This is a genomic window from Kineosporiaceae bacterium, from assembly GCA_016713225.1.
GTDB lineage: Bacteria > Actinomycetota > Actinomycetes > Actinomycetales > Kineosporiaceae > JADJPO01.
This window is the reverse complement of the sequence record JADJPO010000001.1, coordinates 1,206,342-1,230,333: the sequence shown is the minus strand read 5'-3', so window position 1 is coordinate 1,230,333 and position 23,992 is coordinate 1,206,342. Positions and strand designations below refer to the sequence as shown.

The following is a 23,992-nucleotide window of genomic DNA, read 5'->3' as shown; positions in this document are numbered from 1 at the left end:
GCGCCTGCCGCGCCTACGCCGCGTCCCGCGAAACGGTACCCGTCTGGCGGACCGGACGACATCTCCGCAGCCCAGCGTGACCCGTCGGGCGGCAACCATTCGGGCCACACGTCGAGCACACCGTCATGGCAGGGCACTGTGAGTAAACCCAAGTCCGAGATCTCTCGACGAACCGTTAGGTTGATGGCGTGCGCTTGGCCGTTCTCGACATCGGATCCAACACCGGTCACCTGCTCGTCGTGGACGCCCACCGCGGCGCAGCGCCGCTGGCTGCGTACTCGATCAAGCGGCCGTTGCACTTGTCCGAGCACATCGATGCCGCCGGACGCGTCGATGATGTCGGCGTCGCCTCACTCCTCGACTTCGTCGCCGCGGCCAAGCAGGCCGCGGCCGACAAGGGCTGCGAGTCGGTCCTCGCCTTCGCCACCTCCGCCATCCGCGACGCGGCCAACGGCGAGAAGACGCTGGCCGCCGTCCGCGAGAAGACCGAACTCGACCTGAAGGTGCTCTCAGGCGCCGACGAGGCCCGGCTGACCTTTCTCGCCGTACGACGCTGGCTGGGCTGGCACGCCGGCAAGCTGCAGGTCTTCGACATCGGCGGCGGCTCGCTCGAGATCGCCGCCGGGCCGGACGAGGAGCCGGACGTGGCGCAGAGCCTCGCCCTGGGTGCCGCCCGGCTCACCCGCGACTGGCTGCGCGCCTCGCCCCCCAAGGCCTCGGCCGTCGCCGAGTTGCGCAGCTACATCCGCACCGAGATCGCCCGCGAGGCGGGGGCGATCCTGCGACTGGGCGCCATCGACACCAGCGTGGCCACCAGCAAGACCTTCCGCTCGCTCGCCCGGATCTGTGGCGCCGCGCCGTCCAGCGAGGGCACGCAGACCCGCCGGGTCCTCGACCGGGCGGCGCTCACGGCCAAACTGCCCGGCCTGGTGACCATGTCGGCCACCGAATTCGCCAAACTGCCCGGCGTCTCGGCGAACCGGGCGCACCAGATGATCGCCGGCGCCCTGGTAGCCGACGCGGTGATGGACCTGTTCGAGATCGACGAGCTCGAGATCTGCCCCTGGGCGTTGCGTGAGGGCCTGATCCTGTCCACCCTCGACACGCTCTGACACCCAAACCCTCGGTGATCATGCAATCCGTGCACGCTCGTGAATCCGTTCACGAGCGTGCACGGATTGCATGATCACCGAGGGTTTGTGCGCGGATTACATGATCACCGGGGGGTGCGCAGGGTGATGGCGTCTCGGTAGGCCGCCTCGCACCGCTCCAGCACGGCGTCCCAGGTGGTGGGTGGGGGTTCGGCGCGGGCCGCCTCGGCCAGGCGATGGCGCCGGGCCGGGTCGCGCGCCAGAGCCAGGACGGCGGCCGCCAGCTGGGCGTCGTCCGGCACCAGCAGGCCGTGCACGTCGTGCCGGACGAACTCGCCCACCCCGGTGGAATCCCTTGCCACCACAGGGATTCCGGCCGCACGAGCCTCGAGGGCGGCGATGCCGAACGACTCCAGCTCGGCCGCCGAGACGAACATGTCAGCCCGCCGGTACAGCTCGCGGATCGCCGCCGCGTCCCACCGGCCGGGCAGCTCGACCCAGTCGCGCATGGCCACCGCGGCACCGGGTCCGTCGAGGTAGCGCTCGAGTCGGCGCCGGTCGGGCCCCTCCCCCACGATCAGCGCGCGCAGCCGCACCTCACCCGCCAGGTTCTGCCGAACCGTGTGCAACGCCCGCAGCAGCGCGATCCCGCGCTTGCGCGGTGCCAGCCGCATCACGGAGGCCACGACCAGCTCGGAGTCGTTGCGCGGCAACGGATCCAGCCGCCAGAGGTTCACATCGATGCCATTGGGGATCACCCTCACCTGTGCCCCCGCCCGCCGCAGGGGTTCCGCGGCGACCCAGCTCACGGCGCTGATCACGATCGGCCGGCGTGACCACCCGACCAGCCGATCCAGCGGCCGCAACATCACCGCGGCCGGACCCCACATCGAGTGCACCGTCACCACCACGGGCATCGCCGCCGCCAGCAGGGCCGGTATCGCGGCGTAGGCGAACTGCGAGATCACCCCCGTGTGGACGTGCGCGACGTCGTAGGGGCGAGCCGCCCGACGGGCCTGGTTCAGCGACCGCGTCACCTGCGCCCCGGCACGCGGGTGCACCGGCAGCTCGAAGGGCAGGTCGACGACAGCCCGGTGAACGCCCACCCCGTCGATCACCTCGAACGCCGTCCGGTCGTGACGCGCTCTCGGCGTGGCGGTGAGCACCTCGACCGCGTGCCCGGCCGCCTGCTGACGCTGAGCGAGATGGTGCACCTGGGTCTCGATGCCGCCGAGGCGCGGCAGGTAGCAGTCCGAGACGTGCAGCACCCTCATGACCGCCGACCCTACGGGTGGGGCGCTAGCGTGCCCGGCATGTCGGTGACCGTCGTCTCGTTCCACGCCCACCCGGACGACGAGGCGCTGCTCACCGCGGGCACGCTGGCCGGCCTGGCCGCCGCGGGGCACCGCGTCGTCCTGGTCACGGCGACCGACGGTGGCGCGGGCCTGGCGGCCGACGCCTTCGGGCACGGGGTCGACCTCGGCAGGCGCCGGCTGGCCGAGCTGCAGGCTTCCGCCCGGGCGATCGGCGCCGCCCGCGTGGAGTGGCTCGGCTACGCCGACTCGGGCCTGCACGGCAACGAACCCGACCGCATCGAACCCGATCCCGCCGATGCAACCAATGATGCAACCAACGATCCGCCCGGCGATTCACCCGCTGCGGGCACCTGGAGGCGTCCCACCTTCGTGCACGCCTCGATCGAGGACGCCGCCGCGCGCCTCGCCGCGATCCTGCGCGAGGAGTCCGCCGCCGTCCTGACCAGCTACGAGGTCAGCGGCGGCTACGGCCATCCCGACCACGTCCGCGCCCATCACGTGGGACGACGCGCCGCCGAGCTGGCCGGCACCCCGGTGTTGCTCGAGGCGACCGTCGACCGTGACCTGTTCGCCCGCGGGGTGCGCCTGGCAGCCCGGCTGCGGCTGCTGCCCAGCGGACTCGCGGCATCCCTGGCCACGGCCTACACACCGCGTCACGAGTTGACCCATCGCATCGACGTCCGCCGACAGGTGCCGGCCAAGCAGGCGGCGTTGCTCGCCCACGCCAGCCAGACCACGGGCGAGGAGCCTGCCGGCGGGCGGCGCACCGTCGCGGTCCTGGGCCGCCTGCCCGGCCCCCTCGCCCGCCTGATCCTCGGCCGCGAGTGGTTCGTCGAGGTCGGCCGAGCCCCGGCATCCCCGCTGCTGGACGACGTGATGGCCTCCCTGAGGCCGCACCCATGAGCCGGGTGGAGCTTCCGCCGGAGTGGCTCGACCGGATGGCCCGGTTGCCGGCCGACGGCGGACCGGACGGCGCCACCTGGGCCGCGGGGCCGACCGGCTGATCGAGCAACAACTCATCACCTGGCAGCTCGAGCCGACCGGCGCGCCGGTGCGCACCGGTCGGACCGCCGTCGTCGTCCCGGTCAGCCGCACAGCCGGCACCCCCGGCGCCCCCAGCACCCTCGACACAGCCGACACAGCGATGCTGAAACTGGGGTGGCCCCATCGGGAGTCCCGCGGCGAGCACCTCGCCTTGCGTCGCTGGGCCGGCGTGGGCGCCGTCCGGCTGATCGCTGCCGACCCTGGGCGCGGCGCGCTGCTGCTCGAGCCGTTGGACGCCGACCGCGACCTGACGACGCTGCCCGTCGAGCACGCCTGCGCGGTGATCGGTGGACTGCTGCGCCGACTCCACGTCCCGGCGCTGCCCCAGCTGGTGCGGCTGACCGACTACGTGGCCACCGGACTGGCCGGGCTCGTCGAGCATCCCGAGGCCCTGCCACGCCGGTTCGTCGATCAATCGCATGCGCTGGCGCGGGAGTTGTCGACCGATCCCGCGAGCACGGCGACGCTGATCCACACCGATCTGCACTTCGAGAACGTGCTCGCCGGGCTGCGCGAACCCTGGCTGGCCATCGACCCCAAGCCGATGGCGGGCCACCCCGGCTTCGAGGTGCAGCCCGTCCTGCGCAACCGATCCGAGGACTACACCGCGGCCCCGTCGGTGCGCCGCGGCGTCCGGCATCGATTCGAGATCCTCTGCGACGCAGCGGAGCTGGACCGTGATCGGGCGCGGGCCTGGACGATCGTGCACGCCACCCTGAATGCCTCCTGGGCCGCCCGGGACGGCGACGCGCAGACCGTCGGGTTGTCGATCGCGATCCTCAAGGCTCTCGACACCTGAAACCGCGGTGATCATGTAATCCGTGCGCGCTTGTGAAGTCATTCACAAGCGTGCACGGATTACATGATCACGGGGGGTCGGGCGGCTCAGGGGTCGAGCAGTTCGGTGGGATCAGCGGGTGCACCCGGTTCGGCCGGCTCGCTCAGCTCGATCCCGACCGCCTCCCAGCGCGACCTGACCGCCGCGGCGCCCGCCTCGGTACTCGAGTGCAGCAGCACCCCGAAGTCCATGCCGGGCCGGTCCCACCACTCGCCCTTCTCGACCGGCTCCGACCAGACCTGGGCGGCCCGCTGCAGCACGCCGCCGAACACCGCCAGATCCTCCGGCTCGGCCTCGTCCAGAACGTGTTCGGCGCCGTCGATGACCAGCAGGTAGGCCGGTGCCGACAGCCACTCCAGGTTGGCCAGGCAATCCTCCAGGGCAGACCAGTTGTGCCCGAAGTAGCCGGGAAAGTCGAGCCGCCGGGCGAACTCGGCGAACAGCTCCGGTGTGGTGAGCATCCGGGAACCGTCCAGCCGTCGGACCGCCCCGGCCACCTCGAACACCGCATCGATCTGCGTTGCCAGCGTCTCGGGCGAGGCTGTCAGGCCCAATCCCCTCATCGCAACCGCTCCCAGGTGACGTAGTGGTCGGCCGTCAGATAGGCCGAGCCGTCGCTGCCCACGACCAGTCGCTGGGGGCCCCGATTCACCCCGGAGCGTCGTGGATTGACGTCGTACTCGTGATAGGTCACCGCGCGCCCGCCCCGGTCCCGGCGCGGCAAGGCGGTGGTGCCGCCGCGCTCGTCGTTCATGAACTGCCGCCCACCCACGTACCCGGACGGCGCCTCGCCGGTGGCGTCGACCACCGCCAGGACGTAGCGGGCCTTGGTCCGCACCGAGGCCGACGACGGCGGCGGTGTCCGGGTCGACAGCGAGGGCAGGGCCGAGCTCGACACAGTGGGCGCTGCAGACCGGACGACGGCGGGAGCGGAGGTCGCGGCGGCGTCCGGCCGGTTCAGCAACCAGATCGCCGCGACGACCAGCACGAAGAAGGTCAGCAGGACGCCCAGACCACGGGGTGAGAGCGCCGTGGAGCGCCCGGACGACGACCCCGCTGCCGACACCACACGCCTCCTGAGCCGCACCCGCTGAAAGCGTGTGCGGCTCAGCAGGCTAGCCGATCATCCGGCATCGGCACCGGGCAGGTCGCCACATCTCGGACGACGTCACTCACCCGCCCGGCCGCAGCCCCTCGAGCAGGGCCTGCGCCCGCACCTGCATCCGTTCGGCCACCGACTCGGCGACCATCGGGCCCAGCACCCCCCCGCTGAGCCAGGCGCAGGTGTCGACGGCACGGCTGAGGTCGGACTCCTCGCGCAGAATCGCGTCGGCCAGGGTGCGGGAGATCTGCAGCACCCGTTCCAGAACCGGCGCATCAGGCATGGCCGCACGATGGTGCCGTTCGACCAGGGTGCAGATCTGGGTGGGCACGTGCCAGCCGGCGAGCACCTCGGCGCCGATCTCGTCGTGTCCCACGCCGAAAGCCTGCCGCTCGGCGGTCAGTAGGGCGTCGCCGTCGTGCCGCATCGGCAGACACACGGTGACCGGTTCGTCGTCCGGATCGCGGGCCTGGTGCAACATCGCCGATCCGATCAGGTGCAGCAGGCCGACGCTGAAGGCGTCCCCGGGATCGCCCCCGAGCATCGGGGCGACGATCTCACCGCCGGTCGCGCACAACGCGGCCGCCTCCCAGAACCCGTCGGGAGCACCGTGGGGATCGTCGATGCCGGCCGCCGCCATCACGGCGAGGGACCGCACACCCTGGAAGCCCAGCACCGAGACGGCGAAGGCCAAGGTGGACACCCGCCCACTCAGGCCGTAGTAGGTCGAGTTGGCGGTACGCAGCACCCGGGCCGCGAGCAACGGGTCGGTGCCGATCGCCCGGGCCAGGTCCGCGGCGGCAGCGTTCGGATCGTCGGCCATCCGGAGCACCCGCACCGCGGCGCCTGCGCGCCCTGCCAGCTCCTGCTGTCCCCGCAACCGCTCCAGGGCCGTCGTCATCGGGTCACCTCGCCCTCGGCCGAAACGGCGCCAGGCCCCTGAACGAGCCCCTGGTCGGGCACCTGGTCGGGCACATGGTCGAGCTCATGGTCGGGCGGGGGATCCGAGACCAGCCGGGCCACCACGAATCGGTGACCCCCGGCGCTCTTGGCCTGGTACATCAGGGCGTCGGCTGCCTTGAGCAGGGTCTCGGGGGTGTCCTCACCCGAGGGCAGCACGACCCCGATACTCGCCGACAGCCTGACCTCGCTCGATCCGATCCGGATCGGTGCCTCCAGGGCCTCGAGCTGGCGTCGCGCGGCCGCCTCGGCGTCCATCGGACCGGGAACGTTGCGCAGCACCAGGACGAACTCGTCCCCCGAGATGCGGCCCACGATGTCGTAGTCACGCGCCACGCCCCGCATCCGCCGGGCCACCTCGACCAGCACCCGGTCGCCGGCCTCGTGGCCGTGGGAATCGTTGATCTGCTTGAAGCCGTCCAGGTCGAGGAACACCACGGCGAAGTGACGGTCGAACGAGCGGCGGCTCTCGAGGGTCTCGTGCAACAGCTCGATCAGGCGGCGGCGGTTGACCAATCCGGTCAGCGGATCGTGGCGCGCCTGGTAGGTGATCTTCTCCTCCCAGGCGCGGCGATCGGTGACGTCCTCGGCGGTCCCGATGAAGCCGGCAGCCCGGGCCGAGGTGGTGGTCGGCGCCAGGCTCAGGTGGACCCAGCGCGGGGTGTCGCCGGCACCGGCCACACGCAGATTGAGCTCTTGCGGCGTGCCGGTGAGCACCTGCTCGACGGCGGCGTACACCACGGGCAGATCCTCGGCGACCACGGCGTCCAGCCACTCGGTACCCAGCAGCTGATGGCGAGCCCGGGCCGTCAGGTCACAGAACCACTCGTTGACATAGCCCAGCCGCAGTCCCGCTTCGGAGACGAGGATCCCCACCGGAGCGGACTCGGCGAGCGCCCGGAAGCGGTGGTCTGCCTCGCGGAGCGCGGCCGCCTGATCGGCCTGGGCGTCGGTCAACGGGTGAATCGCGATCAGCCAGCCGTCCAGGCTCCCCGGGGTCTCGGACAGGTTGCTGGCATCGAGCTGAACGCGGACGTCGGAGCCGTCCGGACGCTGCACCCCGGCCTCTCGCTGGCCACCCCGGCCGGTGATCAGCTCGGCGGCCACGACGTTCCAGGCAGATTCCGACATCGGGTCGGCGCCCACGCCGGCAAGCTGATCCAGAGCGCGGCCCACCAGTAACGACGAGGTGCTGCCCAACAGGTCGACCAGCGCGCGATTGACCCACAGCACCGTCGGGCCGCACTCGGCACAGCTCAGCGTCATGGCCGGTGGTCCGGCTTCGGCGGCCGCCCGCCAGGCGCGTGCGAGCAGCGACGAACTCCCCTCGCCGCCCGGTGCGCGGCAGCCCTGTGCCGGCGGTGGGGATGACTCGTCCCCGGGCGAGCCGTGCCGTGGCGAGGGCAGGCCGCGGGGGTGTTCGGTCAGGTTCGAGGCCACACGGCTGCTATCGGGCGATGCCTCACCCAGCTGAAGCCGACGGAGCCACGCGCGCGACGAGCGAGGCCGGGGGGACGAAGCGCTCGCCGTACCGGGCGGCCAGAGCGTGAGCCCTGGCGACGAAGCCGGCGACACCGCCGGGATACCCCTCGATGTACTGCAGCACACCACCGGTCCACGACGGGAAGCCGATGCCCAGCAGTGATCCGATGTTGCCTTCGGCCACCGAACGCAGCACTCCTTCGTCCAGGCAGTTCACCGAATCGATCGCCTCGGCGAACAGCATGCGCTCCTGCAGGTCGACGAACGGGATGTCGTCGGCGCCCTCGCGACCGGCCAACACGGCGGGGCGCGGCGGGAAGTGCTCGACCAGTCCCGGCCACAGTCCCCGACGGGCGCCGTCCTCGCCGTAGTCGTAGAACCCGGCCCGCCCGGCCCGGCCGGGCCGCGCGAACTCCTCGACCAATCGGTCGATCACCGCATGCGAGGCCCGTGCGGGGAACGACGTGCCCTCGGCGGCGGCCGCCGCGGCGAAGGCGGCCCGGATGTGCCGGGTCAGGGTCAGGCTCACCTCATCGGTGAGCGCCAGCGGACCGGTCGGGTACCCGGCCTGCAGCGCCGCCTGTTCGATGGTCTGCGGGTGTACCCCCTCGGCGAGCATGCCCACGGCCTCGTCCAGGAACGCCCCGATCACCCGGCTGGTGAAGAACCCGCGGGAGTCGTTCACCACGATGGGCGTCTTACGGATCAGCTGGACGACGTCGAACGCCCTGGCCAGGGCGGCATCCCCGGTGCGTTCACCGACCACGATCTCGACCAGGGGCATCTTGTCGACCGGCGAGAAGAAGTGCAGGCCGATGAAGTCCTCGGGGCGGTCGACGCCGTGAGCCAGGTCCGTGATCGGCAGCGTCGAGGTGTTCGAGGCCAGCAGCGCATCGGGTGCCAGCAGGCCCACCACCTCGCCGAACACCTGCCGTTTGAGCCCGGGGTCCTCGAACACCGCCTCGACCACCAGGTCGCACCCGGCCAGGTCGGCCACCTCGGCGGTGGGGGTGATCCGGGCCAGCAGCGCCTGCGCGGCCGCGGCGTCCATCCGGCCACGGTCGACGGCCTTGGCCACCAGCTTCTCGCTGTACCCCTTGCCTCGCGCGGCGCTCTCGCCGGTGACGTCCTTGAGCACGACGTCCACCCCGACCGCGGCGAAGGCGTAGGCGATCCCGGCACCCATCATCCCGGCGCCGAGCACCGCCACCCGCTGCGGCCGCCACCGCTCGAACCCCGCCGGGCGCGCGGCGCCCTTGGTGATCGTCTGCAGGTCGACGAAGAAGGCCTTCATCATGTTGGTCGAGGTCTGCCCGATCGCCAGCGAGACGAAATAGCGGGTCTCGATGGCCAGCGCGGTGTCGACGTCCACCTGGGCACCCTCGACGGCCGCCGCCATGATCGCCTTCGGGGCGGGAAGTGGCGCCCCGGCGAGACGCTTGCGCAGATTGGCCGGGTAGGCGGGCAGGTTCGCGGCCAGAGCCGGGGTGGACGGCGTGCCACCGGGGATCCGGTAGCCCTTCGAGTCCCAGGGCTGAGCCGCGTTCGGGTTCGCCGCGATCCAGGCCCGAGCGGCAGCCATCATCGCCTCGGGCGTCGTGACGACGTCGTCCACCAGACCGAGCTCGGCGGCCCGGCGCACCGGGAACCGGCGACCCTCGAGCAGCACCGTCATCAGCGCATCGGTGATGCCGAGCATGCGCACGGTGCGGGTGACCCCGCCGGCACCGGGCAGCAGTCCCAGGGTCACCTCGGGCAGGCCGATCCGGGTCGCCGGATGCTCCAGGACGATGCGGTGGTGGCAGGCCAGGGCGATCTCGAACCCGCCACCCAGGGCCGTGCCGTTGATCGCCGCGACCACCGGGCGACCGCAGGTCTCGAGCCGGCGCAACTGCGACTTCAACCGGCCCAGCTGTGCGGTCAACTGCACGGCGTGTTCGGGCCCGGCGGCCATCATCGCCGGGATGTCGCCCCCGGCGAAGAAGGTCTTCTTCGCACTGGTGACGATGACCCCGGCCACCTCGCCCGCGGCGATGTCAGCCGTCAACCGATCCAGGGCTGCGGCCATGCCGGCCTCGTAGGCCTGGTTCATGGTGTTCGCCGAGGCGGCGGGGTCGTCCAGGGTGAGCGTGACGATGCCGTCGTCGTCCCGCTCGTAGCGCACCGCGCCGATCTGGCCGGTCAGGTTCATCACACACGCTCCACGATGGTCGCCACGCCCATGCCGCCACCGATACACAGGGTCACCAGCGCGCGGCGGGCATCCCGGCGCTCGAGTTCGTCGACGGCCGTGCCCAGGAGCATCGCTCCGGTGGCCCCCAACGGATGGCCCATGGCGATGGCCCCGCCGTTGACGTTCAGGATGTCCATCGGGATGGACAGGTCCTTGGCGAACTTCAGGACGACGGCCGAGAAGGCCTCGTTCAACTCGAACAGGTCGATGTCGCTCACCTGTAAACCGGCTAGTGCCAAGACCTTTCGCGCCGCAGGCGTCGGCCCGGTCAGCATGATGGTCGGCTCTGTGGCGGTGACCGCGGCGGCCACGATCCGCGCCCGCGGCGTCAGACCGAGCTCGACCCCGATCTGCTCGCTGCCCACCAGCACCAACGCCGCGCCGTCGACGATGCCGGAAGAGTTGCCCGGGGTGTGCACGTGATCGATGCGTTCGAGCCAGTGGTATTTCTGCAGCGCCACGGCATCGAAGCCACCGGCCTGCCCCAGGCCCGCGAAGGCCGGCTTCAACGCGGCCAACGAGTCCATGGTCGTCTCGGGCCTCAGGTGCTCGTCGCGATCGAGCACGACCACCCCGTTACGATCGCGCACCGGCACCACCGACCGGGCGAAATACCCTCCGGCCCAGGCCTTCGCGGCACGCTCCTGGGATTGCAGGGCGTAGCCGTCACACTCCGCGCGGGTAAAGCCCTCGGTGGTCGCAATGAGGTCGGCGCTGATGCCCTGTGGCACGAAGTAGGTGTCGTAGTTGGTCTCCGGGTCGAGCACCCAGGCACCGCCGTCCGACCCCATCGGCACCCGGGACATGCTCTCGACCCCGCCCGCGACGATCAGCTGTTCCCATCCCGAGCGCACCTTCTGGGCAGCCACGTTGACCGCCTCCAAACCGCTGGCGCAGAACCGGTCCAGCTGCAACCCGGCCACGCTGTCGGGCAGACCGGCCGCCACGGCCGCGGCCCGTGGGATCACCCCGCCCTGGTCACCGACCGGCGAGACCACCCCGAGGATGACGTCCTCGATCCGGGCGGGGTCCAGCCCCGGGTTGCGGCGCTGCAGCTCGTGCAGCAGGTCGACCAGCAACGTGATCGGCTTGACGCCGTACAACGCGCCGCCGGCCCGGCCGCGACCACGCGGCGTCCGCAGGGTGTCGTAGATGTAGGCCTCAGAGCGCACGAGCCACCAACTCCTTCATGATCTCGTTGGTGCCGGCATAGATCTTCTGCACCCGCGCGTCGGCGTAGAGCCGGGCGATCGGGTACTCGGTGGTGTAGCCGTAGCCGCCGAAGATCTGCAGGCAGGCGTCGATCACCCGGCACTGGGCATCGGTGAGCCAGAATTTGGCCATCGCGGCGGTCGCCACGTCGAGTTCACCGGCCACGTGCCTGGCGATGCAGTCGTCGAGCATGGTCCGCGCCGCCCGCGCGGTGGCGGCACACTCGGCCAGGACGAATCGGGTGTTCTGTTGCTCCATGAGCGTCTTGCCGAAGGCGGTGCGCTCCTTGGCGTAGGCGACCGTCAGATCGAGCGCGATCTCCATCGCCGCCACGGCCGCCACCGAGACCACCAGCCGTTCCTGCGGCAGCTGCTGCATCATCTGCGCGAAGCCGAGGCCCTCGGAGGGACCGAGCAGGTTGGCGGCCGGCACCCGCAGGTCGTCGAAGAACAGCTCGGCGGTGTCATTGCTGTGTAGGCCGATCTTGTCCAGCACCCGGCCCCGGCGGAACCCGGCCACCTCGTGCCCGTTCTGGCCGACCTCGCAGACCAGCAGTGAGATGCCCGAGGCCCGCTGGCTCGTGTCGGTCTTGACCGCGAGCACCACCAGGCCCGCCAGGAACCCGTTGGTGATGAAGGTCTTCGATCCGTTCACCAGGTAGTCGCCGGTACCGTCCTCGGCCCGCACGGCGTGGGTGCGGATCGACTGCAGATCCGAGCCACCGCCGGGTTCGGTCATCGCGATCGACCCGACCAGTTCGCCGCTGCACAGCCGGGGCAGCCAGCGCTGTTTCTGCTCCTCGGTGCCGTAGTCGGCCACGTAGCCCATCACGATGCCGGTGTGAACGCCCAGACCGAGTGAGCCGTCCAGGCAGCGGGTCTGTTGTTCGAACAACACCGCTTCGTGGGCGAAGGTGCCACCCCCACCACCGTAGGCCTCGGGCACTGCCAGCCCGAGCAGGCCCAGCTCACCGGCTCGCCGATACAGCTGCGGGTCGGGATGGCCCTGCTTCTCGGCCACGGGGTGAGTGGGTACGACCTCCTTGGTGAAGAAGGTACGGACCAGATCGGCGAGGTCGTCGTGCTCTCGGGTGCGCCAGGGCGAGCGGTACGCGAGGGGGGCAGCCATGCCACCATGGTGACCGTTGTTGGCGACGTGTCAATAGGACGCGGCCCTCCTCCTGCCCTCGCCGCCTGACTTTGTTGACGCGACGCCAACAGCAGTGGCACCGTCGGCCCATGACCGACGAGCGGCACGACTTCGACTACGACGTCGTGGTCATCGGCTCGGGGTTCGGCGGCAGCGTCGCAGCGCTGCGACTGACCGAGAAGGGCTACCGGGTCGGGGTCCTCGAGGCCGGACGGCGCTTCGCCGATCACGAGCACGCCCGCACGTCGTGGCGACTGCGCGACTACCTCTGGGCGCCCGCCCTGGGCTGCCACGGCGTCTTGCGCATGACGTTGCTCAGCGACATCTTCGTGCTCAGTGGCGCCGGTGTCGGGGGTGGGTCGCTGAACTACGCCAACACCCTCTACCGCCCACCCGAGGCCTTCTACCGCGATCGGCAATGGGCTCACCTCACCGACTGGCGGGCCGAGCTCGCACCGCACTACGACCAGGCCTCGCGCATGCTGGGGGTGGCCGAGAACCCCGTGACCACGCCGGCCGACCGGGTGATGCAGCAGGTCGCTGCCGAGCTCGGGGCGGCCGACACCTACCGGCGCACCCCGGTCGGCGTGCTGTTCGCCGACCTGCCGGACGACGGTGACGATCTCGCCGCGCACGAGGCCGCCGGGGGGCGCGAGGTCGCCGACCCGTACTTCGGCGGGGCCGGACCGGCACGGCGCACCTGCCGACACTGCGGGGAGTGCATGACCGGCTGTCGGCACGGGGCCAAGAACACCACCGTGAAGAACTACCTGTACCTGGCCGAGGCCGCGGGCGCACGCGTGCACCCGATGACGACGGTGCGCGGCGTCCGGCCCCGCGACCCCGACGACCCGACCGCCGGCTACGAGGTGACCACCGTGGCCTCCGACGCCTCACGGCGAGAACGCCTCTCGGGCCTGGTCGGCCGGACCGGCGAGCGCCGGGAACGCGTCATCACCGCCCAGCAGGTCATCTTCGCCGCGTCAGCGCTGGGCACGCAGCGCCTGCTGCACCACCTGCGCGACGAGGGGCACCTGCCCCGGCTCTCACCGCGACTCGGCGAGCTCACCCGCAGCAACTCGGAGGCACTCACCGGGGCACGCGCCGTCCATGCCTCACGCCGTGACCGCGAGCACGACTATTCGCGCGGAGTGGCGATCACCTCCTCGATCCACCCGGACGAGGTGACCCACATCGAGCCGGTGCGTCACGGCCACGGCAGCAATCTGCTCGCCCTGCTGACCAGCGCGTTGGTTGACCCCGCTGACGGCCGACGGGTGCGCCGCCGCGAGATCGCCGCGGTGCTGCGCCACCCCCGGAACCTGGCGCGGATCGTCCTGCCCCGGCGATGGTCGGAACAGATCGTGGTGCTGCTGACCATGCAAACCCTCGACAACTCGCTCACGACGTACACCCGCCGACGCCGTCTCGCGGCGGTGTGGGGGCGCCTGCTGCCCGGCACGTCGACCCGTCGCCTGGTCACGAAGCAGGGCGTGGGGGAACCGAATCCGACCTGGATTCCCGTGGCGCACCAGGCCACCCGAGCTGCTGCGCGCGTCCTGGACGGCGTGCCCGGCGGCTCGATCACCACGCTGATCAACCGACCGATGACGGCCCATTTCATCGGTGGCTGCCCGATCGGAGCCGGCCCCGCGGACGGTGTGGTCGACGGCTACCAGCGGTTGTTCGGCCACCCCGGGCTGCACGTGGCCGACGGCTCCGCGATCTCGGCGAACCTGGGGGTCAACCCGGCGCTGACCATCACTGCCCAGGCCGAGCGCGCCATGTCGCTGTGGCCCAATCGCGGCGACCCGGACCCGAGACCGGCACTCGGTGAGCCCTATCGCCGGCTCGACCCGGTGGCACCGCACCGTCCCACGGTGCCGGCACACGCTCCCGCAGCGCTGCAGGTGCCGCGGCTCGAGCGCCGGCAGCGGCCATGAACTCGACGGCGGAGCGGCGTCGAGAACGATGGGAACCGGACGCGCGACGACGTCAGATCCTCGGCTGCGCCGTCCGGCTGTTCGGTGAGCGTGGCTACGACGACGTCTCGACGGCCGACATCGCCGCTGCGGCCGGAGTGGCCCGCGGCCTGGTCAACCACTACTTCGGCACCAAGAAGGACCTCTACCTCGAGGTCGTTCGGGTGATGGTCACCCTGCCCGACGCTGCCATCCCGGCGTCCGACGAGGCCGATCTGGCCACCCGGGTGGACAGCGCCGTCACCTGGTTCCTGGACGCCGTCGCGCGGCACAGCCGGGCCTGGCTGGCCGCGATCGGTGCCGGCGGTCCCGGGCGCACACCGGACGTCGCCGCGGTGATCGCCGAGGGCGACGAGGCCACCGTCGAGGTCATCCTGCGGCTCGCGGGCACGACCCCTGACACCCCGGCGGGTTCCGGGGCAGCCACCGACCTGCAACGGCGCGCCGTCCTGCGGGCGTACGTCGCCTTCGGCCGCAGCAGCGGCGTGGAGTGGCTCGTCCGCGGGTCACTGACCCGCGAGCAGACGCACACCCTGCTGAGCCGCACGCTGGTCACGCTGCTCGCCGAGACCCTGCCGGCCCTCGGCGCGCAGCCGACGTCGCGGAGGGTCAGCTCTCGAGCAACGACTTGAGCTTGGCCAGGCTGGTACGCAGGCTGTCGCCCACCTCACGCTGCAGCTGACCGGCCACGGCGAACACGGCCGCGCCCTTGAACTCATACGTCATGGACACCGCGGTGCCGGCGTCGCTGGCGTTCAGCTGCTGCGTGGCGGTGAGGTTGATCCCCATGGGGCCCACGCCCTGCAGCACCAGCCGGCGTGGCTCCTCCAGGCCGTCGACCGTCCAGCGCAACTCGGCCGGCATGCCCATGACCCGCATCCGCTGGCCGAAGGCCATTCCGGGCGCCAGCGCGGTCGGGGGCTCACCGATGAATCCCTGGTGATTGTCGATCCAGGCACTGAACTGCGCCGGGTCCATCATCACCGCCCAGACCTTCTCGGGGGCCGCCGCGATCTCGATCTCTGCACTCACACTCGCCATGGGGATAAGGTTACTCGTCGGTAGATGAACACGAGAAGTCCTCCTGCTTATCTAGGCGATAACGCCGCACGTGAGCGGCTTTGGTCCTCTTCATCCGGGCAGGCAAAGGCCTCACGGTGATGACAAAACCACATGGCGGCCTCCGGTTTCGCACCGTTCGCCTCCCTGCCTCGAAAGGAAGGCCTTCATGACTCGTTCGGTGATCGCCGTCGGCGTCGACGACAGCGAGAGCAGTCAGCAGGCGTTGACCTGGGCTGCCCAGGAGGCCGTCCGTCGCGGCTCGACGCTCGAATTGATCACTACGTGGGGCCTGGAACACTCCACGCTGGGTCCGTCCCACTCCGGCCCCCAGGAGGGTCAGAGCCTCGAACAGCACGCTCGTGCGATGCAGGAGCAGGCACTCGAGAAGGCCTTCGCCGGCCTCGACAGCCGCCCTGACGTGGCGCACGTCGTGGTGCAGGCCAGCGCGGCCGACGCCCTGGTGGCAGCCTCCAAGGACGCCGATCTCGTCGTGGTCGGCACGCATGGCCGCGGACCGGTGCGCACCTTCCTGTTCGGGTCGGTGGCCCAGACCCTGCTCAAGCAGAGCCACTGCCCGGTCGTCGTGATCCCGGCGACCGTGATCGACGACTAGACCACCCCAACCTGCTCATGCTCCGCAGCGGTTGACACATCGGGTCGACATGACCGATATGTCGCAGCGCTGCGGAGCATGAGCAGTTCTGGGCGGAGCATGAGCGGGTTGGTGGGGGTTGCTCGCGGTCAGGCGACCTCTTGCAGGAACTCGTCCCAGGCGGGGTCGCGGTGGTCGACGGCCCGCACCAGCCAGGCCGCGCCTCGAGGGGCGTAGGCGCGCACCCTCAGTGCCCAGCCCTTCTCTTCCGGCGTGCGGTTGCCCTTGGCGTTGTTGCAGGCCACACAGCAGGCCACCAGGTTCTCCCAGGTGTCCTTGCCGCCCCGGCTGCGCGGTTGCACGTGGTCGACGGTGGTCGCGTGCCCGCCGCAATAGGCACACCGGTGAGCATCCCGGCGCAGCACGCCACGACGGCTCACCGGCACGGAACGGCCGTGCGGGGACCGTACGTACCGGGCCAGCAGGATCACCGAGGGACGGGGCAGGGTGACGGTGCCCCCGACGACCGGGTGAGCGCCCTGCGCGAGAACCGTTGCCTTACCGGCCAGCACCAGCACGATGGCCCGGCGGAACGACACCACAGCGAGTGGCTCGTACCCCGCATTGAGCACCAGGGTCCGCATGCCGCCCACCCCCTCTACCTCGGGACACCGACCTGGCTGGTGGCGTCACGTCGACGACCCGTTCGCACGGGCCCGGCGCCCGCAGACATCCCTGCGTGCGTGAGGACTCGCCAACCACTGCCCCGGACGACGAAAGGCGCCGTCCCCCCTGGGGACGACGCCTCGACGTGATGCACGCGCGTACTCGGTGGCACCGCACTGGAGAGTGCGGCGGCCACACTGCGTACCGCGTCGTGCACCGAGACCTCCCTGGGCAGCGCCTGCGCGCCATCGAGGGACAGCGTAGGGAAGGATCCTCGATCGGCCCAGACCTTTTGTTGCCGGGCGGACGCGGGCCGGCGATCAACGGCAACCAGGCGCTGCGGCGTCCTGCACACAGCGAAGTGCTCGGCGACTCACGGTCGCCGAGCACTCGGACGGGTCAGCCCGTGACGCGGCGGTAGACCTTGGTTCCGGCGAAGATCGCCCGCTGCGAGATCGACTTGCCGGTGCGCGGCGAGTCGATCATCTTGCCGCCGGAGGTCACGATGCCCACGTGGTAGGCGTACCCCCCGCTCACGAAGAACACCAGGTCGCCGGCCTGGGCCTGCGATGGCGCGATCGGCGTGGTGGCGTTCATCTGGGCCTGCGCGGTGCGCGGCAGGCTGATGCCCGCCTGCTTGTACACGTACTGCACCAGGCCGGAACAGTCGAAGCCGGACGGCGTGGTGCCACCCATCCGGTACATCACGCCGATGTAGCGCGAGGCCAGGGACACGACGGCCGAACCCCGGGCGCCCTGAACCACCGTGACGGCCTTCGTGGCCGGCTTGGTGGCGGGTTTGGTGGCCGGCTTGGCCGCGGGCTTGGTGGCCGGCTTGGCAGCGGGCTTCGCCGTGGCGGGCTCCGAGGCTGCGGGCCGAACGCCAGCCGGGCTCTCGGAATCGGGTGCCGGGGTGGGGCGCGGCGCGGCGACGGCGGCACCGTCCCTGGCGACCTTCTGGGTCAGCGCAGCGCGGCGCGCCTTGACCTCGGCGCGACTCGACGCCGGCGCCGTACCGGTGAGCTCACCCTCGTCGAAGACGACCGTGCCAGTGGCAGGGGCGGTGAGGGGCAGCGTCTGCAGACGCCCACCGACACCGACGGCGGCCGTGTTGCCCGCCAGGTTCGCCGAGAGCGTGGCGGACTCGAGCGCACCGCTGAGGTTGGCGGCCAACGCTGCCAACCCTCCGGCACGGGGGGCATCGAGTACCTGCGCCTGGATGGCGTGGGCCGGAAGGGCCATCGTGGCCACCAGACCCGAGGAGACGGCGATCGCCGCCCCGCCTCGAGTGAGGTTCTCGGCGCGATCACCCACGATCTGAGTGATGCCGGTGCTGAGCGTGGTCCAGGGCGTTGTCGCCCTCGAAGACGCGCGATGGCGCGCCGTGGCACGGTCGGTCACGGGATACCTCTCCGGACGCCTACGAAGTGAGCTGTCGGGTTCGGGTGGGAGAAGTCACCCGGCCGCGGATCGCTGCGCCACACCACCTTTGACGGCGTGCGGTCAGCTGCCCGCGGCTTCACCCCGAGGAGTCTCGGCGTGCGATCTCACCTCACGGCTCGATCCCGAGACCCCGGAAGTGGGTCCCCCGCCTCTGCCAGCGGTTGTCGACCACTCCGGTCGGTGGCAGAGCTCGGCGTCCGCCCGGAGGCCTGTCCCCTGGAGGGGAAGGCGAGTCGCACGCTACCCGAGGGGCCAGGGCAATGTCACATATCGATAACCACGACACGGCGTGTCGTAGATGACACGGCGCAATGTCGTCACAGGGTGTAAGGAGGATTCAGCCGGTCGTCTCGACGAACACGTACTGTGCAACGGTGAGGGTCAGATCGAGCTCACCACTGGCGGTTCGAACACGGATCGATGATCCGGAGCGCTCCGCGGCGACACGCCGACCGGGTCGGCACCCGACCTCGAAGAGCGCCGCCAGCAGGTCGTGATCGCCCTGCAACGGCTCGCCCAACCGGCGCACCAGCAGCGGAAACGCCGCGGTACCACCGCTCGCCGCCGGGGCATCCGCGATCGCCTCCGAGAGCGGTCGCACCGGCGCCGTCACCGCCGAGACCTCACCGCCCAACTCGTCCAGACCGGGAATGGGGTTGCCGTAGGGCGACTCGTAGGGCCCGGCGAGCAACCCGAGCAGCTTGCGCTCGACCTGCTCGCTCATCACGTGCTCCCAGCGGCAGGCCTCGTCGTGCACGAGTTCCCAGTCGAGGCCGATCACATCGAGCAGCAGGCGCTCGGCCAGCCGATGCTTGCGCATCACCCGCGTCGCCTTGAGGCGTCCGTCATCGGTGAGTTCCAGATGCCGGTCACCCGATACGTGCAGCAGGCCATCGCGTTCCATGCGGGCCACCGTCTGCGACACCGTGGGACCGGAATGCCCGATGCGCTCGGCGATCCGCGCGCGCAGGGGTACGACACCCTCTTCCTCCAACTCGAAGATGGTGCGCAGGTACATCTCCGTGGTGTCGATCAGATCGCTCACCCGAGGGATTCTCCCGGATCTGAGCCCGTGCCGACACCGCACGCCCCCAGGGTTGTCCGGGCGGGGCTCGCGCGCCGTCCCGGGGGTGGTCCGAGGAGGCCATGGTTAGGCTCACCCGGTGAGGACTCCTCGGTGACCACCACGGTGATGTGGCTGCGCCGCGACCTGCGGCTGAGCGACCATCCGGCGCTCCTGGCCGCGGCCGGTCCGGACGACGACCGCGCACGCGTCGTCCTGCTGTTCGTGGTCGACCCCGCGCTGTGGGATCCCGCGGGAGCGACTCGGAGGGCCTGGCTGGTGCGCTCGCTGCGTGCGCTGTCGGTGGCCACCGGCGGGGCGCTGCTGATCCGCCACGGCGATCCGGTCGAGGTCGTGCCGGCCGTCGCCCGCGAGGCCGGCGCCACCAGCGTGCACATCACCGCGGACGCCGGCCCCTACGGACGCCGTCGGGACACCGCGGTGGCCCGGGCCCTGCACGCGGACGACGTCCGGCTGGTGGCGACCGGGACGCCGTATGCGATCGGCCCGGGCACCCTGCTCACCGGCGGCGGGACCCCGTTCCAGGTGTTCACCCCGTTCCGGACCGCCTGGCTGAACCACGGCTGGCCCGGCCCCGCCCCCCGGCCCGCGCAGGTGTCCTGGCATCGGCTCGACGGCGAGGACCTACCGCCCGAACCCGACCTGGGCGGCGCCGTCCTGCCCGAGGTCGGCGAGCAGGTCGCCCGGCGACTGTGGGAGTCGTTTCTCGAGAACGGGTTACGTGACTACGCCGATCGACGTGATCTGCCGGGGGTGGCCGGGACCTCCGCACTGTCGGGCCATCTGAAGTACGGCGAGATCCATCCCCGCACGCTCCTGGCCGACCTGGCCGGGCACCCGTCCGCCGGTGCAGAGATGTTCCGCAGCGAGCTCTGCTGGCGCGAGTTCTACGCCGATGTGCTCTGGCACCACCCGGACTCGGCCCGCAGCTACCTACGACCCGCCTATGCCCGCATGCAGTACGACGACCCCGACGACCCGGCCGCCGGCGAGACGGCCCAGCGACTCCAGGCGTGGTCCACGGGCCGCACCGGGTTCCCGTTCGTGGACGCCGGGATGCGCCAACTGCTCGCCGAGGGCTGGATGCACAATCGGGTGCGGATGGTGGTGGCCAGCTTCCTGGTCAAGCACCTGCACATCGAATGGCAGCACGGCGCACGGCATTTCATGCGTCACCTGCGCGACGGCGACCTGGCCAGCAACAGCCACGGGTGGCAGTGGACCGCGGGATCGGGCACCGACGCCGCGCCCTACTTCCGCATCTTCAACCCGGTCACCCAGGGCCTGCGGTTCGACCCGGACGGCACGTACGTCCGCCGGTACGTGCCCGAGCTGGCCCACCTGGACGGCGCCCGGGCGCACGAGCCGTGGCGGTACCCCGAAGGCCACACCCAGGGCTATCCCCCGCGACTGATAGACCTGGCCGACGAACGCGCCGAGGCGCTGGCCCGGCTGGCTGCCCTGAAGGAGTCCCGATGACGGCCACGCTCGTGGTGCCCTACCGGTTTCGCGGACCGGCCAACTCCGGCAACGGCGGCTGGACCTGTGGTGCGCTGGCCGCCGTCCTGGGTACCGGCTCCCCCGCGGTGCGGGTGAGGCTCTCGGCACCACCGCCGCTGGACGTACCGATGACCCTGACCCGGTTCTCCCCACCGGCGCCGGGGGCCGGCGTGCGCCTGCACCACGGTGACCAGCTGGTCGCCGAGGCGATCCGGACCGCCGACGCCGAGGACGCCCTGGCGGCCGTGCCACCGGCCGACCCCGACCCCGAGGTCGCGTTCGCGATGGCGTTGGACGCCGCGGCGCGCTATCCGGGCCGCGTCGACCATCCGTTCCCCACCTGTCTGGCCTGCGGCACCGGGCGTGAGGACGGCGACGGGCTGCGGCTGGCGCCCGGGCCGGGTGAGCCACCGGACGGCGCGGTGAGCGCGGCCTGGGTGCCGCATCCTGCGCTGGACGACGGCACCGGGCACGTCGATCTGCCGATCACCTGGGCCGGACTGGACTGCCCCGGCGGATGGTCGGCCGACATGCTCGGCCGACCGATGGTGTTGGGCACCATGACCGCCCGAGTGGAGCGGCGGCCGGCGATCGGCGAGCGGTGCGTCGTCCGGGGCCTGGCCGGGCAGGGTTCGGGACGCACCGTGCCGACCCGCACCACGTTGTACGGATCGCGCGGCGAGATCCTCGCTGTCGCGGCTCAGGTCTGGGTCGTCGTCGACCCGGGTGCCTTCAACGGCTGAGCGCCCGAGAACCCTCACCCGACAACCCCATTGCGCACGGCGCGACGGCGTCGTAGGTTCCCCGGTACACGGGAAAGGAGGTGGTCCGGAGTTGGATATTCACTGGACGCGTGAGGTGGCTGTCCGCTAGCCGCAGCACTACCGGACGGACTGCCCCAGTCCCGGGTATCCCGGCAGGGGCCGCCGTCGGCCAGTGGCCGGCGACGACCAGGCAGTCACCGCAGCCCGTGGGAGTCGCGCATCGTCCAGCGCGACGCGCTCGGTGCCCAGGCATCGAGTAGCCCACGGGCTGTCACCTGCCCGGACCAACCTGCCTGCGATCACCGGGTGGCGCGGCGCCGTCGTGGACGACCGGTACCGAAGCCCACCCCGAAGACCCGCAACACCGCCCAGAGGATCACCCACAGCACGCTGCCCACGACCAGGAACTGCATCGTGTGCTGGAGCCCGATGAGTGCCGGCTGGTCCAGACCGGGCACCATGGGGCGGGGCGTCGGCCGGCCGACGCGGTCGGCGACGAACCACAGCCCCAGGCCCAGAACCGTCGAGGCCACCAGGACGAGCGCCGCCCGGCCGAGCGCGCGCATCATCGCCCCCGCCGGATCAGGGCGCGGGTCTGCGCGAGCACCCAGTCCAGGTGCGAGAGCACGTGCACGGCGAGCACTACCAGCAACAACATCGAGGACAACGAGTGCACCCGCATCCACAGGGTCGTCTGCTGGACGTCGATCCCCAGGGCCGGCAGCGCCGCCTCGCTGATCACCAGCCCCGAGAGCATTACGGAGGTGGCCAGCGTCCACATCGCCAGATCCACCAATCGGCTGAGCTGATTCTGGGTGCGGACCCGCAACCGGCTCAGGTGGCGCACCACCCAGGTCCAGTGCATGACCACGTGGGTGAGCAGCACGGCGATGATGCCCACCGCGATCCACTCGTGCAGCGGCACCCCGGTCGCCCCGGGGACGGCTGCCACCATCCACGCGGCGAAGAGGGCGAGATCGACCCAGTACTTGCGGCGGGCCTCTCGGCCCGACCGCGGCGTCTCGCCCGATTCGGCCTCGCGGTCCTCGACGTCACTCACCCTCATGCCCTCCACTGTGGCTCAGAACGAGGCCTCGATCATGGCGTTCCGGATGGTTTGGATCCGGAAGATCACCGGGAACTGTGATGCTCCACCGGGCACCGGTCACGGCAGGCGCAACTCGGTGAGTGTGGCCTGTCGCAGGTGAGCCCAGTCATCGGTCAGCTGCAATGTCGCCAGGGTGGCCGGCGGGAACTGTGTTTCCAATACGGCAAGAGCCTGCGGATCGGACGTCTCCGGGTCGGCCAGTTCGTACACGAGCCCCGGCAACCCGGGGGCGTGAGCGACCACGATCACGCCGCGGACGTCGTCCGGCACCTCGCGCAACGCCGCCAGGATCCGGTCGCCGCCGGCGTTGTAGAGCTCGCCGGTGATCTCGGTGGGGCAGTCCACTCCCAGCGCGGCCAGGGTCTGCTGCGCCCGGGTCGCCGAGGAACACAGCGCCAGCCCGACGCCGGTGCCGGTGCTGCGCAGGTGGTCACCCACCGCGGCAGCCTCGGCCAGACCGGCAGCGGTCAGCCGGCGGGCGTGATCGGTCGAGCCGGGGCGGGTGGCCTCGGTCTGAGCGTGACGCAGCACCAGCAGGGTTCGCACCCGGGCATTCTGCACCCCCGGCTCACGATCGCCGTCAGGGTTGGCGCCGGAGGACGCGCCAGGCGGCGGCGTCGTCCAGGGCCGGCAACGCACTCGGGGTGACGGGCAGGTAGGCCAACCGGTCGTGCAACCGGGATGGTCGCCCCTGCCAGAACTCGATCTCGGTCGGCCGGATCAGGTAGCCACCCCAGTGCTCCGGCATCGGCACGTCGTCCGGGGTGCCGTGATCGGGCCACCGAGCCGAGTGCTCGGCCCACCGCGCCTCGAGCTCGTGCCGCCCCGACGTCTCCGCCGACTGCCGGCTCGCCCAGGCCCCGATGCGCGAGGACCAGGGCCGGCTGACGAAGTAGGCGCGCGACTCCTCGACGGCCACCCGTTCGGCCATACCGATCACGTTCACCTGCCGGCCCATCGGGTGCCACGGGAAGGTGATCGCCCCCCGGCCGGTGGCCTCCAGATCGGCGGCCTTGCGCGAGCCGTAGTTGGTGTAGAACACGAAGCCGCGCGGGTCGGCCTGCTTGAGCAACACGGTGCGTGTCACCGGCCCCGCCTCGCCGAGCCCCGCCGTCGCCAGCACCATGGCATTGGGTTCGACCACACCGAACGTCTGGGCCTGGGCGAACCACGCCTCGAACTGGTCGAGCGGCGTGGGCAGGAGATCTGTCTCGAGCAGCTGCGGTTCTCGATAGTCGACCCGCTGCGCGGCGTAGTCGATCGTTCCGTCCGGTTCGCCGGGAGTCATCGGAGAGCTCACACCTTCGCCACCTTCATCGACCTTGGCCACCCGCCCAGTGTGGTCCCACACAGTGTGGCCTCAG

24 protein-coding genes are annotated in these 23,992 nt (G+C 71.2%); 8 read left to right on the top strand and 16 right to left on the bottom strand.

What is annotated here, in order from left to right:
* The first annotated feature begins 188 nt into the window (after window positions 1–188).
* Window positions 189–1,112: a Ppx/GppA family phosphatase gene (locus IPK24_05570; protein ID MBK8075040.1), complete on the top strand. Its 924-nt coding sequence runs from the start codon at window positions 189–191 to the stop codon at window positions 1,110–1,112.
* Between the two features lie 104 nt (window positions 1,113–1,216).
* Here IPK24_05570 and IPK24_05565 read toward each other — a convergent pair whose 3' ends face one another.
* A complete protein-coding gene (locus tag IPK24_05565; protein MBK8075039.1) occupies window positions 1,217–2,365 on the bottom strand; it encodes a glycosyltransferase family 4 protein in 1,149 nt (382 codons plus the stop codon).
* 39 nt (window positions 2,366–2,404) lie between these two features.
* On the opposite strand from IPK24_05565, the gene IPK24_05560 reads away from it, so the two are divergent.
* The gene (locus tag IPK24_05560) at window positions 2,405–3,310 is read left to right on the top strand and encodes a PIG-L family deacetylase (GenBank protein ID MBK8075038.1); all 906 of its coding nucleotides are present in this window, start codon (window positions 2,405–2,407) and stop codon (window positions 3,308–3,310) included.
* Between the two features lie 22 nt (window positions 3,311–3,332).
* On the top strand, window positions 3,333–4,250 hold the full coding sequence (locus tag IPK24_05555; GenBank protein MBK8075037.1) for a hypothetical protein: 918 nt from the start codon (window positions 3,333–3,335) through the stop codon (window positions 4,248–4,250).
* Window positions 4,251–4,336: 86 nt separating this feature from the next.
* On the opposite strand, the gene IPK24_05550 is transcribed toward IPK24_05555, so the two are convergent.
* The 7 genes from IPK24_05550 to IPK24_05520 form a co-directional block, all read right to left on the bottom strand.
* The gene (locus IPK24_05550) at window positions 4,337–4,852 is read right to left on the bottom strand and encodes a barstar family protein (GenBank protein ID MBK8075036.1); all 516 of its coding nucleotides are present in this window, start codon (window positions 4,850–4,852) and stop codon (window positions 4,337–4,339) included.
* On the bottom strand, window positions 4,849–5,355 hold the full coding sequence (locus tag IPK24_05545; protein ID MBK8075035.1) for a hypothetical protein: 507 nt from the start codon (window positions 5,353–5,355) through the stop codon (window positions 4,849–4,851). The genes IPK24_05550 and IPK24_05545 overlap by 4 nt, the downstream gene beginning before the upstream one ends.
* A 106-nt stretch (window positions 5,356–5,461) precedes the next feature.
* Window positions 5,462–6,292 carry an HDOD domain-containing protein gene (locus tag IPK24_05540; GenBank protein ID MBK8075034.1) on the bottom strand — a complete coding sequence of 277 codons (831 nt, stop codon included), beginning with the start codon at window positions 6,290–6,292 and terminating at the stop codon, window positions 5,462–5,464.
* Window positions 6,289–7,791 (bottom strand): diguanylate cyclase, encoded by a 1,503-nt coding sequence (locus IPK24_05535; protein ID MBK8075033.1) that lies wholly within the window; start codon window positions 7,789–7,791, stop codon window positions 6,289–6,291. Before IPK24_05535 ends, IPK24_05540 begins: the two co-directional genes overlap by 4 nt.
* A 22-nt stretch (window positions 7,792–7,813) precedes the next feature.
* Complete coding sequence (locus IPK24_05530) at window positions 7,814–10,024, bottom strand: enoyl-CoA hydratase/isomerase family protein (protein MBK8075032.1); 2,211 nt, start codon at window positions 10,022–10,024, stop codon at window positions 7,814–7,816.
* A complete protein-coding gene (locus tag IPK24_05525; GenBank protein ID MBK8075031.1) occupies window positions 10,024–11,238 on the bottom strand; it encodes an acetyl-CoA C-acetyltransferase in 1,215 nt (404 codons plus the stop codon). Before IPK24_05525 ends, IPK24_05530 begins: the two co-directional genes overlap by 1 nt.
* Entirely contained in the window at window positions 11,228–12,406 is a 1,179-nt protein-coding gene (locus IPK24_05520) for an acyl-CoA dehydrogenase family protein (GenBank protein ID MBK8075030.1), read from the bottom strand. The genes IPK24_05525 and IPK24_05520 overlap by 11 nt, the downstream gene beginning before the upstream one ends.
* A gap of 110 nt (window positions 12,407–12,516) precedes the next feature.
* On the opposite strand from IPK24_05520, the gene IPK24_05515 reads away from it, so the two are divergent.
* Together IPK24_05515 and IPK24_05510 are read left to right on the top strand one after the other, a co-directional pair.
* Window positions 12,517–14,370, top strand: a complete 1,854-nt coding sequence (locus IPK24_05515) for a GMC family oxidoreductase (GenBank protein MBK8075029.1) — start codon at window positions 12,517–12,519, stop codon at window positions 14,368–14,370.
* The gene (locus IPK24_05510; GenBank protein ID MBK8075028.1) at window positions 14,367–15,041 is read left to right on the top strand and encodes a TetR/AcrR family transcriptional regulator; all 675 of its coding nucleotides are present in this window, start codon (window positions 14,367–14,369) and stop codon (window positions 15,039–15,041) included. Before IPK24_05515 ends, IPK24_05510 begins: the two co-directional genes overlap by 4 nt.
* Here the strand turns inward: IPK24_05510 and IPK24_05505 are convergent.
* The gene (locus IPK24_05505; protein MBK8075027.1) at window positions 15,019–15,450 is read right to left on the bottom strand and encodes an SRPBCC family protein; all 432 of its coding nucleotides are present in this window, start codon (window positions 15,448–15,450) and stop codon (window positions 15,019–15,021) included. The two genes, IPK24_05510 and IPK24_05505, sit on opposite strands and share 23 nt — an antisense overlap.
* A 187-nt stretch (window positions 15,451–15,637) precedes the next feature.
* On the opposite strand from IPK24_05505, the gene IPK24_05500 reads away from it, so the two are divergent.
* A complete protein-coding gene (locus tag IPK24_05500) occupies window positions 15,638–16,084 on the top strand; it encodes a universal stress protein (GenBank protein MBK8075026.1) in 447 nt (148 codons plus the stop codon).
* A gap of 128 nt (window positions 16,085–16,212) precedes the next feature.
* Here the strand turns inward: IPK24_05500 and IPK24_05495 are convergent, their stop codons facing one another.
* From IPK24_05495 to IPK24_05485, 3 genes are all read right to left on the bottom strand, one after another.
* Window positions 16,213–16,707, bottom strand: a complete 495-nt coding sequence (locus tag IPK24_05495) for an HNH endonuclease (protein MBK8075025.1) — start codon at window positions 16,705–16,707, stop codon at window positions 16,213–16,215.
* A 421-nt stretch (window positions 16,708–17,128) separates the two neighbouring features.
* Complete coding sequence (locus IPK24_05490; protein MBK8075024.1) at window positions 17,129–18,130, bottom strand: C40 family peptidase; 1,002 nt, start codon at window positions 18,128–18,130, stop codon at window positions 17,129–17,131.
* Between the two features lie 379 nt (window positions 18,131–18,509).
* Window positions 18,510–19,217, bottom strand: coding sequence for a metal-dependent transcriptional regulator (locus tag IPK24_05485; protein ID MBK8075023.1), 708 nt, complete (start codon window positions 19,215–19,217; stop codon window positions 18,510–18,512).
* 132 nt (window positions 19,218–19,349) lie between these two features.
* Here IPK24_05485 and IPK24_05480 point away from each other — a divergent pair, with 132 nt between their 5' ends.
* On the top strand, window positions 19,350–20,735 hold the full coding sequence (locus IPK24_05480; protein ID MBK8075022.1) for a deoxyribodipyrimidine photo-lyase: 1,386 nt from the start codon (window positions 19,350–19,352) through the stop codon (window positions 20,733–20,735).
* Window positions 20,732–21,499, top strand: coding sequence for a hypothetical protein (locus IPK24_05475; protein ID MBK8075021.1), 768 nt, complete (start codon window positions 20,732–20,734; stop codon window positions 21,497–21,499). The genes IPK24_05480 and IPK24_05475 overlap by 4 nt, the downstream gene beginning before the upstream one ends.
* A 320-nt stretch (window positions 21,500–21,819) precedes the next feature.
* Here IPK24_05475 and IPK24_05470 read toward each other — a convergent pair whose 3' ends face one another.
* From IPK24_05470 to pdxH, 4 genes are all read right to left on the bottom strand, one after another.
* Complete coding sequence (locus IPK24_05470) at window positions 21,820–22,089, bottom strand: hypothetical protein (protein MBK8075020.1); 270 nt, start codon at window positions 22,087–22,089, stop codon at window positions 21,820–21,822.
* The gene (locus IPK24_05465; protein ID MBK8075019.1) at window positions 22,086–22,586 is read right to left on the bottom strand and encodes a DUF4405 domain-containing protein; all 501 of its coding nucleotides are present in this window, start codon (window positions 22,584–22,586) and stop codon (window positions 22,086–22,088) included. Before IPK24_05465 ends, IPK24_05470 begins: the two co-directional genes overlap by 4 nt.
* 99 nt (window positions 22,587–22,685) lie before the next feature.
* The gene (locus IPK24_05460) at window positions 22,686–23,174 is read right to left on the bottom strand and encodes a histidine phosphatase family protein (protein ID MBK8075018.1); all 489 of its coding nucleotides are present in this window, start codon (window positions 23,172–23,174) and stop codon (window positions 22,686–22,688) included.
* Between the two features lie 34 nt (window positions 23,175–23,208).
* Window positions 23,209–23,916, bottom strand: a complete 708-nt coding sequence (gene pdxH / locus IPK24_05455; GenBank protein ID MBK8075017.1) for a pyridoxamine 5'-phosphate oxidase — start codon at window positions 23,914–23,916, stop codon at window positions 23,209–23,211.
* Between the last annotated feature and the right edge of the window lie 76 nt (window positions 23,917–23,992).